This window comes from Nocardioides sp. (assembly GCF_031422975.1).
Classification (GTDB): Bacteria; Actinomycetota; Actinomycetes; order Propionibacteriales; family Nocardioidaceae; genus Nocardioides.
The window spans coordinates 1-15242 of the sequence record NZ_JANPEO010000395.1; the positions used below are offsets into that span (position 1 = coordinate 1).

Sequence of the window (15242 nt, forward strand, 5' to 3'; positions counted from 1 at the left end):
CCGAGCGCGGTCTGGAGGTGCCCCGTGAGAGTGGCGACGTCCACGATGACGTCGGGGGACTCCTCGGTTGCGAGGACCAGTGCGTCGCCGAGCAGCATCCGGCCCTCGGCGTCGGTGTTGGCGATCTCGACGGTGGTCCCGCCGTACATCGTCACGACGTCACCGGGGCGGAACGACGACCCGGAGACCATGTTCTCGGCCATCGGCGCGAACGTGGTGACCTTGATCGGCAGCCCGAGCTGGGCGATGGCGAGGGTCGCGGCGATGACGCAAGCCGCGCCCCCCATGTCGCCCTTCATGCCGACCATGCTCGAAGCGGGCTTGATGGTGAGGCCGCCGGAGTCGAAGGTGATGCCCTTGCCGACCAGCGCGAGGTGCGTGGTCGCGTTGGTGGGCGAGTAGGTCAGCTTGGCCAGTCGCGGCGTCGCGTCCGAGCCGTTGCCGACGGCCAGCGTGCCGCCGAGCCCGTGCTGCTCGAGGGTCGCGTGGTCCCAGATCTCCAGTGCCACCGTGGGCGCGCCCCGACCCTTCGTCACGGTGGCGTGGGCCTCGCTCACCGCGTCGGCGAACCCGGCCGGCGTCAGGTGGCCGGGCGGCTCATTGACCCAGTCGCGGGCCATCCGCACGGCCTCGGCGAGCACCTGTGCCTCCTCGAACGCCGCGATCGTCTCCGCCTGGCGCGCGACCGGGCTGAGCACGACGACGTCGCCGGCCCTGGACGATGCAGCGTCCTTGGGCGGATTGCTCTTGTGCGACGTGTAGGTGTAGCCACCGAGCAGGTGACCCTGGGTCACGGCGTCGACCAGAGCAGGGGTGTCGGCGGGCAGGGCGATCGCGACCGACGCCGCGTTGGGCACGTTGCGGGCAGCGACACCGGCAGCGCGGCGTACGGCGGTCTCGTCCGGCTCCGCGCCGAGACCGACCAGCACGAGCAGCTGGGCGTTGATGGTGTTGTTGGTCGGGAAGCGGACCGACTCCCCGGCGTTGCCGGTCACGCCGAGCGTCGCGAGCAGCGGGCGCCACTTGCGACCCCAGGCCTCGGCGACGTCCGCCCCGGCGTCGCAGACCACCGGCCCCTTGTCGGAGGCGAGGACGCCGACCACGACGGCCTCCGCCCGGGTCTTGGCGGGGCTCGCGCTTCGCAGCGTGTACGTCGTCGTCACCCGGGGCACTTTAGGTCAGGGTGGGCGGTCCAGTCGCTGGGGTAGGTTTCGGCCATGGCTGACGCGACCCTCAAGCAGTCCCCACTGCACGACCGCCACGTCGCTCTCGGTGCGAAGTTCGCCGAGTTCGGTGGCTGGTCCATGCCCGTCGAATATCCCGCCGGCGTGGTCAAGGAGCACACCACCGTTCGTGAGTCGGTGGGCATCTTCGACGTCAGCCATCTCGGCAAGGCGATGGTCAGCGGTCCCGGCGCCGCCGACTTCGTCAACGCCACGTTGTCCAACGACCTCGCCAAGATCGAGCCCGGCAGAGCGCAGTACACGCTGTGCTGCGACGCCGAGACAGGCGGCATCGTCGACGACCTGATCGCCTACTACCAGGACGACGAGCACCTGCTGCTCGTCCCCAACGCCGCCAACACTGCCGAGGTCGTACGCCGCATGCAGGCCGCGGCTCCCGAGGGTGTCTCGGTGAAGAGCCATCACGAGGAGTACGCCGTCCTCGCCGTCCAGGGCACGAGGTCCGACGATGTCCTGCAGCGCGTCGGCCTGCCGGCCGGCCATGACTACATGTCGTTCGTCGAGGCACAGATCCCTGATGTGCTCGTCGCCGACGTAGGCGTCGTGGTGTGCCGCACCGGCTACACCGGGGAGCGCGGCTACGAGCTGATCGTTCGCAACGACGCCGCGGGTCCGCTGTGGGACGCGCTCCTGGCCGCCGGCGAGGAGTTCGGCATGCTGGCGTGCGGACTCGGCTCGCGCGACACGCTGCGCACCGAGATGGGCTACCCGCTCCACGGCCAGGACATCACCATCGAGGTGAACCCGGTCGAGGCCGGGCTGAGCTGGGCCGTCGGCTGGAAGAAGGACGCCTTCTGGGGTCGCGACGCCATCGTGGCCGTCAAGGAGGCCGGACCCAAGCGGCGCCTGCGCGGTCTGGTCGCGACCGGTCGGGGCATCCCGCGGCCCGGCATGGGCGTCACCCTGACCCAGGACATCCCGCTGTGCGACATCACCTCGGGCACGTTCTCGCCGACGCTCAAGAAGGGCATCGGGCTGGCGTTGGTGCCGGTGATGGTCAACCCCGAGGCCGAGGTGGGCGTCGATGTCCGCGGTCGCCGCGAGATCTTCCAGCTGGTGAAGCCGCCCTTCGTCGACACGTCCGTCAAGGAGTCGTGATGTTGCCCGAGCAGCCGCCCACGTTCCGTCAGCCCTCCGCCACCGAGCGTCCGTGGTGGTGGCGCCTCGAGGACGCTGCCGGCAACGAGGTGGCGGCCGACGAGTTCGCCGGCCAGCGGTTCCTCTCCCAGGCCGACGCGGAGTCGTGGGTGGGGGAGATCTGGGCCGACCTGGCCGAGGCCGGCGTCGACGGCGTCACCCTCTTCGAGCACGAGCGGCAGGTCTACGGACCGATGTCGCTGCACGCCTGAGCCATCCGGCCGGGCCATCCAGAACTGCTCCGGTCGCGAATGAGGGGTGGAGGTGCGGATGGACACCCACGACGACTTCGTGGCCGCCCGCCGGTCCTCGCTGGTCGAGGAGTTCGGCGGGGGAGTAGCAGTCGAGGCGGCCGTCGACCGCGCGCTGGCGCGCTGCCGGCGCGGGTGGTCGAGGCTCGAGCAGACCACCGACGTCGAGGCACACGTCCGCGACCTGGTGGCCGAGGAGCTCGGAGGCCCCCGCCGCCGCCGGCTCACGCTGGTTGCTCTCGGGGTGCTCGCGCTGCTGAGCGTCGGCGCGGTCCTCGTCTCCATGCTGCCTGCTCCGCCGGCCGTGCGGCAAGAGGCGAACCCGGTCCCGGTGCCATGGTTCGCCGAGGGCGAGCTGCATCTGGCCTCCGTGGTGGTCAGCCTCCCGGGAGCCGGTGAGTTCGTGCCGCTCGACGACGGCGTCGTGATCGAGGACGAGGACGGTTCGCTGCTGCTGGTCGGCGCCGATGGAGGCGTGTCCGACTTCGACGACCCGATGCCGTCCCTGTCGGAGCCCGACGTGCCGGCGCCGTACGACAGCCGCGCTGACCTGTCGCGACAGCTCGGCGTCGCCGTCGCGCCGAGCGGGGAGACCGTCCACCTCATGGAGATCGCGGCCGAGGGGCCCGAAGCAGGTGTCTTCGTCCGCCTCTCCGAGACCGTCAATCGACTGTTCGTCGTGTGCGCGGATCTCCGGTGCACCACGAACCGCCGGATCGTCGTTTCGGGACGCGACGTGCGCCTGCGCTGAGGCCCGGTCGGGCCGCAGTATCGTCGGTGGCATGCAGGCCTATCTCGATCTTCTCCAGCGGGTCCTCGATGACGGTGCGGAGAAGTCCGACCGGACCGGGACCGGCACCTACAGCGTCTTCGGCCACCAGATGCGCTTCAACCTCGCCGACGGCTTCCCCCTGGTCACCACCAAGAAGATCCACACCAGATCTGTCTTCGGGGAGCTGCTGTGGTTCCTGCGCGGCGACACCAACGTCAAGTGGCTCAACGACCGCGGCATCTCCATCTGGGACGAGTGGGCCGACGCCAACGGCGACCTCGGCCCGGTCTACGGCTACCAGTGGCGCTCGTGGCCGACGCCGGACGGGCGGCACATCGACCAGATCGCGCAGGTGATCGAGCAGATCAAGCTCAACCCCGACAGTCGCCGGCACCTCGTCTCCGCCTGGAACGTCGCCGACATCGGCGAGATGGCGCTGCCGCCATGCCACACCCTGATCCAGTTCTACGTCGCCGACGGCCGGCTCTCGTGCCAGCTCTACCAGCGCTCCGGCGACGTCTTTCTCGGCGTGCCCTTCAACATCGCCTCCTACGCCCTGCTCACCCACATGGTCGCCCAGGTCACCGGGTTGGAGGTCGGCGACTTCGTGCACACGATCGGCGACGCGCACCTCTACTCCAACCACGTCGACCAGGCCCGGCTGCAGCTCACCCGGGACGTTCGCCCGCTGCCGCGGCTCGTGCTGAACGAGTCGGTCACCGAGATCGACGGCTTCGACCTGGAGGACATCGGCCTCGAGGGCTACGACCCGCACCCCGGTATCAAGGCCCCCGTTGCAGTCTGAGCAGCCCCGCCGCATCACGCTCGTTGCGGCGTACGCCGAAGACCGCGTCATCGGCGACGCGGGCGCGATCCCGTGGCACATCAGCGAGGACTTCGCTCACTTCAAGGCGGTCACCATGGGCGGCGTACTCCTCATGGGCCGCGCCACCTGGGACTCGATCGGCCGGCCATTGCCGGGACGGACCACGATCGTGCTCACCCGGTCCACGTCGTGGGAGCCCGGTTTCGAGGGGGTGCACGTCGCACACTCCCTCGACGAGGCCCTCGCCCTGGCCGCCCCCCTCGGAGAGATCTTCGTGGTCGGCGGAGCGCAGATCTACGAGGTGGCGCTGCCGCTCGCCACGCACCAGATCCTCACCGAGGTCGACCTGTCACCCACCGGCGACGCGCGCTATCCGGGCTTCCCGCTCGACGAGTGGACCGAGGTGCGCCGCGAGCACCGACCCGACCTAGGTCTCGACTGGGTCTGGTGGGAGCGTCAGGGCGCTCAGGCGTAGCGGTGGCTCTTGGCCGCGTGACCCTTCTCGCGGGTGCAGGTGCGTCCGCTGATCGCGCGGTGGCCACAGAGCCCGGCGTCGGCGGTGTCCGCGGTGTCTGCCGCTTGTGCCGCGTCCGCCCGATCGGTGGCGGCGGGGGCCACTGCGGCGGGGGTGGGCGGCTTCTTCGCGGTCGCCTTCTTTGCGGCCGGTGCGGAGGTCTTGGCTCGTGCCGTGTTCTCGGCGTAGCGGGCCTCGCGCATCGCGCGCAATCCGTCCATCTTGCTCATCGTCTGCTCACGAGCACACGCTATCTGCTCCGAGTGAGTCGGGTGACTCCGACGCTCGTCGAAGCCCGGTGATCAGGCTTACGACGTACGCGACTCGGGGCGTTGTCGTGATCAGAGCTTGAACAGCTTGCGGTAGGGGCTGGTGATGCGGATCGGCTGGCCACGGAAGTCGACGGTCACGGCGCTCGGCTCGACGCCGACCACGCGACCGACCCCGTGGGCGTCGTGACAGACCGAGTCGTCCATCGAGAAGGTCTCGATGGTCTGTTCGGGCTCTGCCTTGAAGGGACTGCTGGCGAGGTGGCGGCGCGCTGGAGTTGTCATCGGTCCAAGTATGCGCCCTCTGACCAGGGATGGCGCCTTCACGGAGTGCTGGTCGCGATAACCTGACCCTCATGACAACCGCAACACCGTTCGGCCGCCTGTTGACTGCGATGGCGACGGCGTTCCACGACGACGGGTCCGTGGACCTCCAAGGAACGGCGAAGATCGCCGCGCACCTCGTCGAGAACGGCAACGACGGCGTGGTCGTCAGCGGCACCACCGGTGAGTCCCCGACGACGACGGTGGTCGAGGACGGCCAGATCCTCCAGGCAGTCAAGGACGCGGTCGGCGACCGCGCCTGCGTCATCGCCGGCGTCGGTACCAACGCCACCGCGCACTCCGTCGAGCTGGCCGAGCAGGCTGCGAAGATCGGCGTCGACGCCCTGCTGCTCGTCACGCCCTACTACAACAAGCCCAGCCCGCGGGGTGTGCTGCACCACTTCCGCAGCGTCGCCGAGTCGACGGACCTCCCGGTCATGTTGTACGACGTCCCCGGCCGCACCGGCCTCCCGATCGCGCTCGAGACGTACGAGCGAGCCCGCGAGCTGTCCAACGTCACCAGCGTCAAGGAGGCGACCGGGGATCCCGCCCACACGGTCGTGTTGACGCAGCTCGGCTACTCCGTCTACTGCGGTGACGACGCGGCGACCCTGGGCTATCTCGCGTACGGCGCCGACGGGCTCGTCAGCGTCGTCGGGCACGCCGCAGGGCGCGAGCTCAAGGCGATGATCGAGGCCTTCGCCGCCGGCAACCCCGCCGAAGCGCTGGCCATTCACACCCGGCTGGTGCCGGCCTTCGACGCCGTCATGGGCGTCGCCAACTACGGAGCAACAACCGCCAAGGCAGCCCTCGAGCTGCTCGGCGTGCTCGACAACCGGAACGTGCGAGGTCCGCTCGTTCCTCTCGACGACGACGAGGTCACCGCGCTCCGCGCGGGGCTCGCCGCGTCGGGCCTTATCTGAGGAGTCCCTTGAGTCATCCGCATCCCGAACTGAGCACGCCCGCGCCCCTGGCCGTTGGAGGCCTGCGGATCATTCCGCTCGGCGGCCTCGGCGAGGTCGGTCGCAACATGACTGTCTTCGAGTACGACGACCGGTTGCTGATCGTCGACTGCGGCGTGCTGTTCCCCGAGGACCACCACCCCGGCGTCGACCTGATCCTGCCGGACTTCGAGCCGATCCGGGACCGGCTCGACAAGGTCGAGGCGCTGGTGCTGACCCACGGTCACGAGGACCACATCGGCGCCACGCCCTACCTCCTGCGCGAGCGCGGCGACATCCCGCTCGTCGGCTCGGAGCTGACGCTGGCACTGCTCGACTCCAAGCTGCGCGAGCACCGGCTCAAGGAGACGGTGCACCACGTGGTCGAGGAAGGGGAGACGATCACCTTCGGCCCCTTCGTGCTCGAGTTCATCGCGGTCAACCACTCCATCCCCGACGCGCTCGCCGTCGTGATTCGCACCGGTGCTGGTGTCGTGCTCCACACCGGTGACTTCAAGATGGACCAGCTGCCCCTCGACGGCCGGATCACCGACCTCAACGAGTTCGCGCGGCTGGGTGACGAGGGCGTCGATCTGTTCATGACCGACTCCACCAACGCCGAGGTGCCCGGCTTCACGACCTCCGAGAAGGACATCGGACCGGTCCTGGACCGCGTCTTCGCCAAGTCCAGCCAACGCATCATCGTGGCGTGCTTCGCCTCCCACATCCACCGGGTGCAGCAGGTGCTCGACGCGGCCGTGGCCCACAACCGGAAGGTGGCCTACGTCGGTCGCTCGATGGTCCGCAACATGGCGATCGCCAAGGAGCTCGGCTACCTCCACGTGCCCGCCGGGGTGCTGGTCGACGCGAAGGAGCTGGCCGACCTGCCGGTCGACCGACAGGTCCTGGTCTCGACCGGTTCCCAGGGCGAGCCGCTGAGTGCACTCAGCCGGATCGCCCAGCGCACCCATTCCTTCGTCCATCTCGAGCAGGGAGACACCGTCGTCCTGGCGAGCTCGCTGATCCCCGGCAACGAGAACGCCGTCTACCGCGTGATCAACGGCCTGTCGCGCTGGGGCGCCAACATCGTGCACAAGGGCAACGCCCTGGTCCACGTCAGCGGTCACGCCAGCGCCGGTGAGCTCCTCTACTGCTACAACATCGTCAAGCCGCGCAACGTGCTGCCGATCCACGGCGAGATCCGGCACATGCGCGCCAACGCCGAGCTGGCGATCGCGACCGGCGTGCCGCGCGACCGCGTGGTCATGGCCGAGGACGGCGTCGTCGTCGACCTCGTCGACGGCGTCGCGACCATCGCGGGCAAGGTCGAGTGCGGCTATGTCTTCGTCGACGGCTCGGCCATCGGTGACGTCACGGAGTCGAAGCTCAAGGACCGTCGCATCCTCAGCGAGGAGGGCTTCATCTCGGTGATCGTGGTCGTCGACTCGGTGACCGGTAAGGTCTCGGGCGGGCCCGAGATCCATGCTCGCGGCTTTGCCGAGGACGACTCGACCTTCGATGCGATCAAGAAGCCCATCATGGATGCGCTGGCACGAGCGGCCGCCGAAGGTGGTGCGGACTCCTACCAGATGCAGCAGATCGTACGTCGCGTCGTCGGCCGCTGGGTGAACAAGACCCACCGCCGTCGGCCGATGATCATCCCGGTCGTGATAGAGGCCTGAGCTGCTATGGGGGACCAACATTCGAGCGGCAGCGTCGGGGCGCCGTCCGCTCAGGCGCTGCAACGCCTCTCCGAGCTGGTACGACGCGTCAACTCCTCCACCGACACCACCCAGGTCCTGGAGGAGATCGCCAACGGTGTCCGCGAGGTGCTCGGCTACGGCGTGGCGGCGATCAGCCAGCTCGAGGGCGACACGCTGGTCATGGTGGTGGTGGCGGGGCCCGAGGACGCGCGCAGACAGATCCTCGGGCGCCGCACTCCCGCGGTGGACGTCCTCGACGAATATCGAGCCGCCGATCACTGGGGGATCCTGCGCTACGTCCCGCACGGGCGGCTGGACCCTGCACATCTCATCGGCGTCTGGACTCCCGACATCCAGCGGAGCGAAGACCCCGATGACTGGCACCCGGACGACGCTCTCTACGCGCCGCTCTACTCCGCGACAGGTGAGCTCCTCGGCAACATGGCGGTGGACCTGCCACCGGGGCTGCGCGTGCCCGGCCAGGCAGAGCGGGACCTGCTCGAGATGTTCGTGGTGCAGGCCGGTCTGGCGCTGTCCAACGCCCAACAGCGCGAGCGCCTGGCCCGCCAGGTGCACCTGGGAGGGATCCTCAAGGAGGTCGCGCAGGCGGGCAGCCAGCTCGGCATCGAGGCCCTCTTGGACGCTGCCACCGACGTCGTCAACCGCGGCTTCGGCGCGGTGCGCACGTGGGTGCGCTGTTTGTCCGACGGGGAGGGCGGCCAGGAGACCTCCATCGGGCACCCGCCACCCGCTGAGGCATCGCCGGGGATCGAGACGCTTCGCACCGACCTCGCCGTGACGGCGTGGCCGACGGGAGCGCTGGTCCTGATCGCGGTCGATGACGTCGATTCCGCGTTCCTGCCGGTCAGTCGGGTGGCGGTCCAGGCAGCCATGCGGGCTGCCGCTGTCGACCACGGCGTGATCGCCCCGGTGGGGGTGGGACCGGAGATGTTCGGCTATCTCGCGATCGGACTGGGGGCGGACCACCCGCAGCTCCGACCCGATGAGCTCGCCACCATCGGCGAGATCGCGCGCGAGCTCGGGAGGATGGTCCACAGCGCGCGGCTGTTCGAGACCGAGCAACGGCTGGTCTCCGAGCTCCGAGATCTCGATCGCTACAAGGGCGAGCTCATTGCCACGATCTCGCACGAGCTCAAGACGCCGCTGACGACGATCATCGGCCACGTCGAGCTCATGGAGGACGAGGGCATCGACTCCCGGTCCGTGGAGGCGATCGGGCGCAACGCCGAACGCCTCGACCGTCTGATCCAGAACCTGCTCGACTACGCCCAGGTGCAGGAGCGTCGAGATTCGGTACGTCGCACCGTCGACCTGGTCGAGCTCGTGGACGCCGCGATCGAGCTGCTGAGCCAGCAGGCCGAGTCCGGGGGAGTGCGAGTCGTCTTCGAGCGCCCTCCGTGTCGTGTCGAGGTCTTGGGGGACGCGGAGGAGATCGGCACCGTTCTCAACAACCTGCTGGGCAACGCCGTGAAGTACACCCGGACCGGAGGTCGGGTCGACATCGAGGTGGCGGCGAACGACGCTTGGACGCAGGTCGCCGTCTCCGACACCGGTATCGGCATCTCCCCGGTCGACCACAGTCGTGTGTTCTCGACGTTCCACCGATCGAGCAACCCCGAGGCACTGTCCTTGCCCGGCACCGGTCTTGGTCTGGCCATCTCGCGACGCATCGCCGAGGCCCACGGAGGCCGGATCGAGGTCGAGTCGACACTGGGTGCTGGCAGCACGTTCCGGCTGCTGATCCCCAGCCTCTCCAACCCCACGAACGGCTGACTGGTCGACACCTGCAACGAGGGCCCCGGCACAGTGTGCCGAGGCCCTCGCAGTAGTGCTGGTGTGATCAGCGAATCACGCGCAGTCGCACGTCGTCGCTGCTGGTGAGCATGGTGGCAGAGCCGAGGTACTTGGCCACCACCTTGTGCTTGCCGAGCTTCAGGAACTTCTCGACCCTCATCATGGCGCGGCCATCGTCAAGGGTGAGCCTGCCGATCTTCGTGCCGTCCAGCAGGACCTTGACCTTGCCTGTGGCCTCACCTGCGGCCGAGGTGACACTGACGATCACCTTGAACGCTTCGCCGCGCTCAACCCTGGCCGGCCTGACCTTGACGTGCGTCGTGGTCGAGGCCTTGGAGGGCGTCGGCGTCGGCGTGGGCGTCGGCGTCGGCGCCGGACCCTGGACGGTCACGGTCACCGGCGCCGATGACGGCGCCGTGATGTGGTCGCCGGCGTAGGCCACCTTCATCACATGCACACCGGCAGGGATGGTGCCGGGCACCGCGAGAGTCGCAGCGCCGGTGAGGAGCGTTCCCGTGCTCAGTGTCACGCCGTGCTCGTCGATCAAGGACACCTGGCCCTTCGGCGGCAGTCCGGTGTTGCCGTTGCGCGCGACCTTGACGTCGACGGTCGAGGCCTGACCCAACAGCGACGGCTCCGGCTTGTGGACCGCTGTGGTGACGGTTGCGGCCTCACATACGGAGACGCTCACATTGTCGACGTACCAACCGTCGACCCCGCCACACCCGTCGCGTCCCACGTTGAACCGGAAGCGAACGGTTGCCGGGCCCGCGACACCGACCTTGCTCAGATCGACGATCGAGGTGCCCCACGAGCCGCTTGCCTTGCCACCGTCGGTGCCGCTGAAGGCTTCTTCGCCGGCCATCGGGTTGGTGTTGAAGGGCTGGCCCTGAACGACCGCGGGGTCGAGGACCGCGTTGGGCCCGTTGAACGCGTAGGCGTCGGCGGGGATCACCTCGAACGGACCGTTGTTGACGCTGACCGACACGTTGGCACCGTCGAAGCCGCTCTCGGTGGCCACGTAGTGCTCGAAGGTCAACCTCGGCGAGGCTCCACCGGAGGGCAGTGCCACGGAGGGGCTGATGATCGCGTCACGACTTGAGATGTCGTTGGCCCCCCCCGCGCAGTCACCGTCGTCAGGAGTGGGACCGAAGGCAACCGTTCCCGCGTGGTTGTCCGGCGCGGCACTGGTCGCGACCCACTCGATGCCGTGTCCCGCAGGGAAGGTCACAGTCTGGTCGGAACTCCACGAGCCGAGGCCTGACTCGAAATCCTCGGTGAAGAGTTGGGCGCTGGCCAAGCCCGGGCCGCAGGGCGACGGGCTGCCCTTGGTCAGCAACGGCTGGAAGTTGCACTGCACGGGCTCCTTGCGGAGCTCGACCGCCCGGGCGACGGCCGAGACCGAGGCACAGTCGGCTGCCGTGATCGGGGCCGCGAGCTGGGCGCCGTTCGGAGTGACGGACACCTTGTTGATCGCCGTGCCCGTCAGGTCCGCACAGGAAGCATCGAGCGCATCCGCCATGTCGGTGAAGTTCGACGTGGGGGTGAGGTAGGCCGACTGGGTGCGCCACCACAGGTTCGCTGCCTTGTCGATCCCGATGCCGTTGACCGTCACCCCGTTGTAGGTGCCGCCGTCAACGAGCAGTGCGTAGGCGTGGTTGGGAACTCCCGAGTTGGAGTGGACGCCACCGTGATCGCTGGTGCCGTCGCACTTGTATTCAGCGTCGGACACCTTGCCCGGGTCGCCGTAGCAGGTGGGGGCCCACATGTCGCGGATGGCTCCACCGAAGGCCTCGGACTTCTCGCCCATCAGCCAGCGGTAGGAGTCGAAGCGGGCGCCGCTGGCGTCCTTGATCGTCGCCGTGACCGGCTGGTTGGCGGCGAGCTGGGCGCGAATGGCCTCCCGCTTGTCCAGGCCGATCGACACGGTCGGCGGGAGCGTGGTGTCGGGCGAGCTGAAGCCCACCGGTGCGTTGTCGCGGTTGCCGATGATCAGCGCGGCCACTCCGGCAGCCTTGGCGTTGCCGGCCTTGGTGACGAACGTGCAGGTGCCACGATCGACCATGGCGATCTTGTCGGCCACGGCGGAGGCGTTGGTGAACGGACTGCAGCCATCGGTCGTGCTGGGGCCAGCATCGAGAGCCACGACGACGTCGGACGCGATGGTCGGCAGCACCTCCGGGCCCATGTAGCCACCGGTCAGACAGTCACCGGCGATGGTCGAGGGGGCAGTGATGGTCACCAGCGGGTTGGCGGCCGAGTGGGAGGAGCACTGCCCGACCGGACGCTTGACGGTCAGGTCGCCCTCGCTCTCGTCGAGACGACCGTTGATCAGGTCTGCGGTCTCGCCCCACACGTCGGAGAAGGACTCGTTGAGGGCTCCCGACTGCCACTGGTAGATGAGACCGGAGGTGTACTCGGTGTACGCGTGGCCCCACTCGTGTGCCACGACGTCATCGGAGGAGACGCCGTCGCAATAGTTGGTCGTCGTGCCGTTCCAGTTGGCGTTGGGGCACGCGATGGCGGGGTCGTTGTTGATGGTGTTCATCCGGTGACCGGCGCCATCGTAGGAGTCCCGGCCGAAGGCGTTCTTGAAGATCCAGTAGGCATCGCCGGTCGACTTGACCATGGAGTCCTGGTCGGCGTTGACGGTCGCGGCGGGGTCGGGCAGCAGCGGGTCGCCCTCCTGCCAGGCCAACGTCAGGTTGCGGTTCGCGTCTGCCTCGTAGAGGCGACGATCCAGTGCGTCGTGCACCATCGACCAACGGTTGACAGGCTTGCCGGTGGCGTCGGAGACGATGACCGTGTCGCGGACGTTCTTGTCGTTGGTGACCTCGACCTGCCAGGCGAGCACGGCCTTGCCGGTCTCGCTCCGCGTCGAGCCGAGGCGATAGACGACCAGCGTCGGCGCCTTCGCGGCGATCCCCGTCATGTCCGTTGCGGAGGGGTCCTCGCCGGGCGGCTGCGCCTTCACCGTGAGGACGGCTCGTTGACCGGCCTGGGTGGCGGTCAGGCGCGGCGTGGTGGACAGGGCCAGGTCGGGCGCTGCGAAGCCGTCCACGGCGGTCAGATCGCCCTGCTTGTCCACGTTGGCCTTGATGACGGCACCGAACACGGGGACGCCCTTGAACTCCTGGGCGTACTTGACGGTCCAACCCACCTTGTCGGCGACGACGTCGACCTGCTTGAGTTCGCCGGCGCGGGCCCCGAAGGCGCCTGCGTAGTCGGCGAGATAGGCATCCACCTTGGCCGCCGCGGTCTCAGCGTTGCCGGCGGTGCGACCGGGGAGCAGGTCGCGGGTGGCACGGATGAAACCGACCTTGCCTGTGGCTGTCTCGGTGCTGACCGTGACACTGCCGGATGCGTCGTCGCGCATCTGCGCCACGAGGTTGTCGCCGGCCGGTGCCGGCGATGCCTGGGCTCCGAGGCTGGGCATGGCCGCAAGGCCAACCCCCACCATCGAGAGCGCAAGCCCCGTCTTGAGGAGCTTCACGTGAGTCCCTTCCATGCGCCCGGGCGCTGATCGCCCGAGTGATCCCCGCCACCTTATGGAGCAATGCGTGTTACCGGAAGCCCTCAAAGGATGCTTTCGTGTAACACCTCGCTTTCACGGCCGTTTGTCCACCCGTCGACGGTCTGAGCGAACGCCTCAGTTGTCCGCCGACACGCTCCTGTGATGCATGGGGCTGATGTGACTTGTGAACTAGGGTCACGGCATGGCGACCCGTACGTCTTCCCCGCCGGGTTCGCGGAGTTCGAGCACGTCCACGACGAGTGCGAGCACGCGATCTCGGGGTACCACGTCCAAGCGACCGACCACCCGGCCGGCACGCGGCAAGGCCGCGCCCGCACGCGGCGCCGGCAAGGGCCGTTCGCGCACCCCGGCGAGGCGGCCCGCACCCCGCGCCGTACGCAGTGGGCCCGGTCCGGTCTCGCGCACCTTCGGCGCGCTCGGACGCGCCCTCGCCTCGATCTGGCTGGGCATCGCCCACGCGGTCGGCGCGATCGCCCGCTCCATCGGCCGGTCCGCCCGTGACCTGGAGCCGGAGCACCGTCGCGACGGAGCAGGGCTGTTCCTGATCGCCCTCGCGCTGGTGATCGCCGCCTCCGTCTGGTGGCAGCTGCCCGGGGGCGTGATGGTGTTCCTGCGCCAGATGACGGCCGGCGCTGTCGGCAAGGCCGGCTGGCTCGTCCCGTTCTTCGTCCTCTACGCCGGATGGCGCACCTTGCGCGACCCCGAGCACAACGGCCCGGTGGGCCGTCAGGTGATCGGTTGGTCTGCCTTCGCGCTCGGCCTTCTCGGCATCGTCCACATCGCCAACGGCAACCCGCAGCCCGAGCTCGGTGACGCCAGCCAGCTGCAGCAGGCCGGCGGCGCCGTCGGCTTCGTGATGTCGAGCCTGCTGCTCGATCTGCTGCGCACGCCGTACGTCGTCGTGCCGGTGCTCGCCCTGCTCGCGCTCTTCGGCGTCCTGATCATCACCGCGACGCCCGTCTACCAGGTCCCGACCAAGCTGGCCGCCGCCCGCGACAAGCTGCTGGGCCGCACGGCGCCGACGACCGACGAGGCTGCCGAGGACGGCACCAGGCCGATGCGAACCCGTCGACGCGGCATGCTCGACGACATCGACCCCGAGATGGGCGACCCGGCCTACGACACCCCGATGCTCGAGGACCGCGAGGTCAAGAGGCGCCGGAAGAAGAGGCACGACGCGGCCGGCGCGGAGTCGGGGACCGACCTCGGCATCGACCTGTTCGCGGACACGCCGACCGAGGTGACGCCGATCGCCGTCGACGCGACCGGCGAGCTCATCCCACCACCCCACACACCGCTGCCGCAGCGCGTCGAGCAGCTCGCGCTGTCCGGCGACATCACCTACACCCTGCCGGCCAACGAGGTGCTCAAGCCCGGGTCGCCGCACAAGGCACGCTCCAGGGCGAGCGACGACGTGGTCGGCCGTCTCACCCAAGTGCTGGACGAGTTCGGCATCGACGCAGCCGTCACCGGCTACACCCGCGGCCCGACGGTCACTCGCTACGAGGTCGAGGTCGGCCAGGCCGTCAAGGTCGAGAAGGTCACCGCGCTGTCCAAGAACATCGCCTACGCCGTCGCCTCGGCCGACGTGCGGATCCTGAGCCCCATCCCGGGCAAGTCGGCGATCGGCATCGAGATCCCCAACACGGACAAGGAGATCGTCAGCCTCGGCGACGTGCTCCGGTCCGGCACCGCGCGGGCCGACCACCACCCGATGGTGGCCGGGCTCGGCAAGGACGTCGAGGGGGGCTTCGTCGTCGCCAACCTCGCCAAGATGCCGCACCTGCTCGTCGCCGGCGCCACGGGCTCCGGCAAGTCGTCGTTCATCAACTCGATGATCACCTCCATCCTGATGCGCTCGACGCCCGATGAGGTGCGGATGATCCTGGTCGACCCCAAGCGGGTCGAGCT

General features: G+C 69.0%; 13 protein-coding genes. 9 read left to right on the plus strand and 4 right to left on the minus strand.

The features are described 5' to 3' along the window. Positions 1-1163 (minus strand): leucyl aminopeptidase family protein (locus RMO85_RS11910; protein WP_310528940.1); only part of this gene is annotated, 1163 nt, incomplete at its 3' end. Positions 1164-1217: 54 nt separating this feature from the next. On the opposite strand from RMO85_RS11910, the gene gcvT reads away from it, so the two are divergent. From gcvT to RMO85_RS11935, 5 genes are read left to right on the plus strand one after another with little or no spacing between them, the layout of a single operon-like run. Then, positions 1218-2342 (plus strand): glycine cleavage system aminomethyltransferase GcvT, encoded by a 1125-nt coding sequence (gene gcvT, locus RMO85_RS11915; RefSeq protein ID WP_310528941.1) that lies wholly within the window; start codon positions 1218-1220, stop codon positions 2340-2342. Continuing rightward, positions 2342-2593: a hypothetical protein gene (locus tag RMO85_RS11920; RefSeq protein ID WP_310528942.1), complete on the plus strand. Its 252-nt coding sequence runs from the start codon at positions 2342-2344 to the stop codon at positions 2591-2593. Before gcvT ends, RMO85_RS11920 begins: the two co-directional genes overlap by 1 nt. A 58-nt stretch (positions 2594-2651) precedes the next feature. Next, positions 2652-3383 (plus strand): hypothetical protein, encoded by a 732-nt coding sequence (locus RMO85_RS11925; protein WP_310528943.1) that lies wholly within the window; start codon positions 2652-2654, stop codon positions 3381-3383. A 31-nt stretch (positions 3384-3414) separates the two neighbouring features. Further along, the gene (locus tag RMO85_RS11930) at positions 3415-4209 is read left to right on the plus strand and encodes a thymidylate synthase (RefSeq protein WP_310528944.1); all 795 of its coding nucleotides are present in this window, start codon (positions 3415-3417) and stop codon (positions 4207-4209) included. After that, a complete protein-coding gene (locus RMO85_RS11935) occupies positions 4199-4705 on the plus strand; it encodes a dihydrofolate reductase (protein WP_310528945.1) in 507 nt (168 codons plus the stop codon). Before RMO85_RS11930 ends, RMO85_RS11935 begins: the two co-directional genes overlap by 11 nt. Here the strand turns inward: RMO85_RS11935 and RMO85_RS11940 are convergent. Continuing rightward, on the minus strand, positions 4696-4965 hold the full coding sequence (locus RMO85_RS11940; protein WP_310528946.1) for a hypothetical protein: 270 nt from the start codon (positions 4963-4965) through the stop codon (positions 4696-4698). The two genes, RMO85_RS11935 and RMO85_RS11940, sit on opposite strands and share 10 nt — an antisense overlap. Positions 4966-5085: 120 nt before the next feature. Further along, a complete protein-coding gene (locus RMO85_RS11945) occupies positions 5086-5298 on the minus strand; it encodes a hypothetical protein (RefSeq protein WP_310528947.1) in 213 nt (70 codons plus the stop codon). 71 nt (positions 5299-5369) lie between these two features. On the opposite strand from RMO85_RS11945, the gene dapA reads away from it, so the two are divergent. Genes dapA through RMO85_RS11960 form a run of 3 tightly spaced genes read left to right on the plus strand, consistent with a single transcriptional unit; the run spans position 5370 to position 9775 of the window. After that, positions 5370-6260 carry a 4-hydroxy-tetrahydrodipicolinate synthase gene (gene dapA, locus RMO85_RS11950; RefSeq protein WP_310528948.1) on the plus strand — a complete coding sequence of 297 codons (891 nt, stop codon included), beginning with the start codon at positions 5370-5372 and terminating at the stop codon, positions 6258-6260. Positions 6261-6268: 8 nt separating this feature from the next. Then, positions 6269-7960 carry a ribonuclease J gene (locus RMO85_RS11955; protein ID WP_310528949.1) on the plus strand — a complete coding sequence of 564 codons (1692 nt, stop codon included), beginning with the start codon at positions 6269-6271 and terminating at the stop codon, positions 7958-7960. 6 nt (positions 7961-7966) lie between these two features. Beyond that, positions 7967-9775, plus strand: coding sequence for a GAF domain-containing sensor histidine kinase (locus tag RMO85_RS11960; RefSeq protein WP_310528950.1), 1809 nt, complete (start codon positions 7967-7969; stop codon positions 9773-9775). Between the two features lie 67 nt (positions 9776-9842). On the opposite strand, the gene RMO85_RS11965 is transcribed toward RMO85_RS11960, so the two are convergent. Further along, the gene (locus RMO85_RS11965; protein ID WP_310528951.1) at positions 9843-13289 is read right to left on the minus strand and encodes a M4 family metallopeptidase; all 3447 of its coding nucleotides are present in this window, start codon (positions 13287-13289) and stop codon (positions 9843-9845) included. 223 nt (positions 13290-13512) lie between these two features. On the opposite strand from RMO85_RS11965, the gene RMO85_RS11970 reads away from it, so the two are divergent. Continuing rightward, the coding region (locus RMO85_RS11970) for a DNA translocase FtsK 4TM domain-containing protein (RefSeq protein ID WP_310528952.1) at positions 13513-15242 on the plus strand (1730 nt) is incomplete at its 3' end.

What these genes read in the sequence shown, in the direction of transcription:
- gcvT (WP_310528941.1), top strand. Translation starts at nt 1,218, where the DNA reads ATGGCTGACGCGACCCTCAAGCAGTCCCCACTGCACGACCGCCACGTC.
- RMO85_RS11920 (WP_310528942.1), top strand. Translation starts at nt 2,342, where the DNA reads ATGTTGCCCGAGCAGCCGCCCACGTTCCGTCAGCCCTCCGCCACCGAG.
- RMO85_RS11925 (WP_310528943.1), top strand. Translation starts at nt 2,652, where the DNA reads ATGGACACCCACGACGACTTCGTGGCCGCCCGCCGGTCCTCGCTGGTC.
- RMO85_RS11930 (WP_310528944.1), top strand. Translation starts at nt 3,415, where the DNA reads ATGCAGGCCTATCTCGATCTTCTCCAGCGGGTCCTCGATGACGGTGCG.
- RMO85_RS11940 (WP_310528946.1), bottom strand. Translation starts at nt 4,965, where the DNA reads ATGGACGGATTGCGCGCGATGCGCGAGGCCCGCTACGCCGAGAACACG.
- RMO85_RS11945 (WP_310528947.1), bottom strand. Translation starts at nt 5,298, where the DNA reads ATGACAACTCCAGCGCGCCGCCACCTCGCCAGCAGTCCCTTCAAGGCA.
- dapA (WP_310528948.1), top strand. Translation starts at nt 5,370, where the DNA reads ATGACAACCGCAACACCGTTCGGCCGCCTGTTGACTGCGATGGCGACG.
- RMO85_RS11960 (WP_310528950.1), top strand. Translation starts at nt 7,967, where the DNA reads ATGGGGGACCAACATTCGAGCGGCAGCGTCGGGGCGCCGTCCGCTCAG.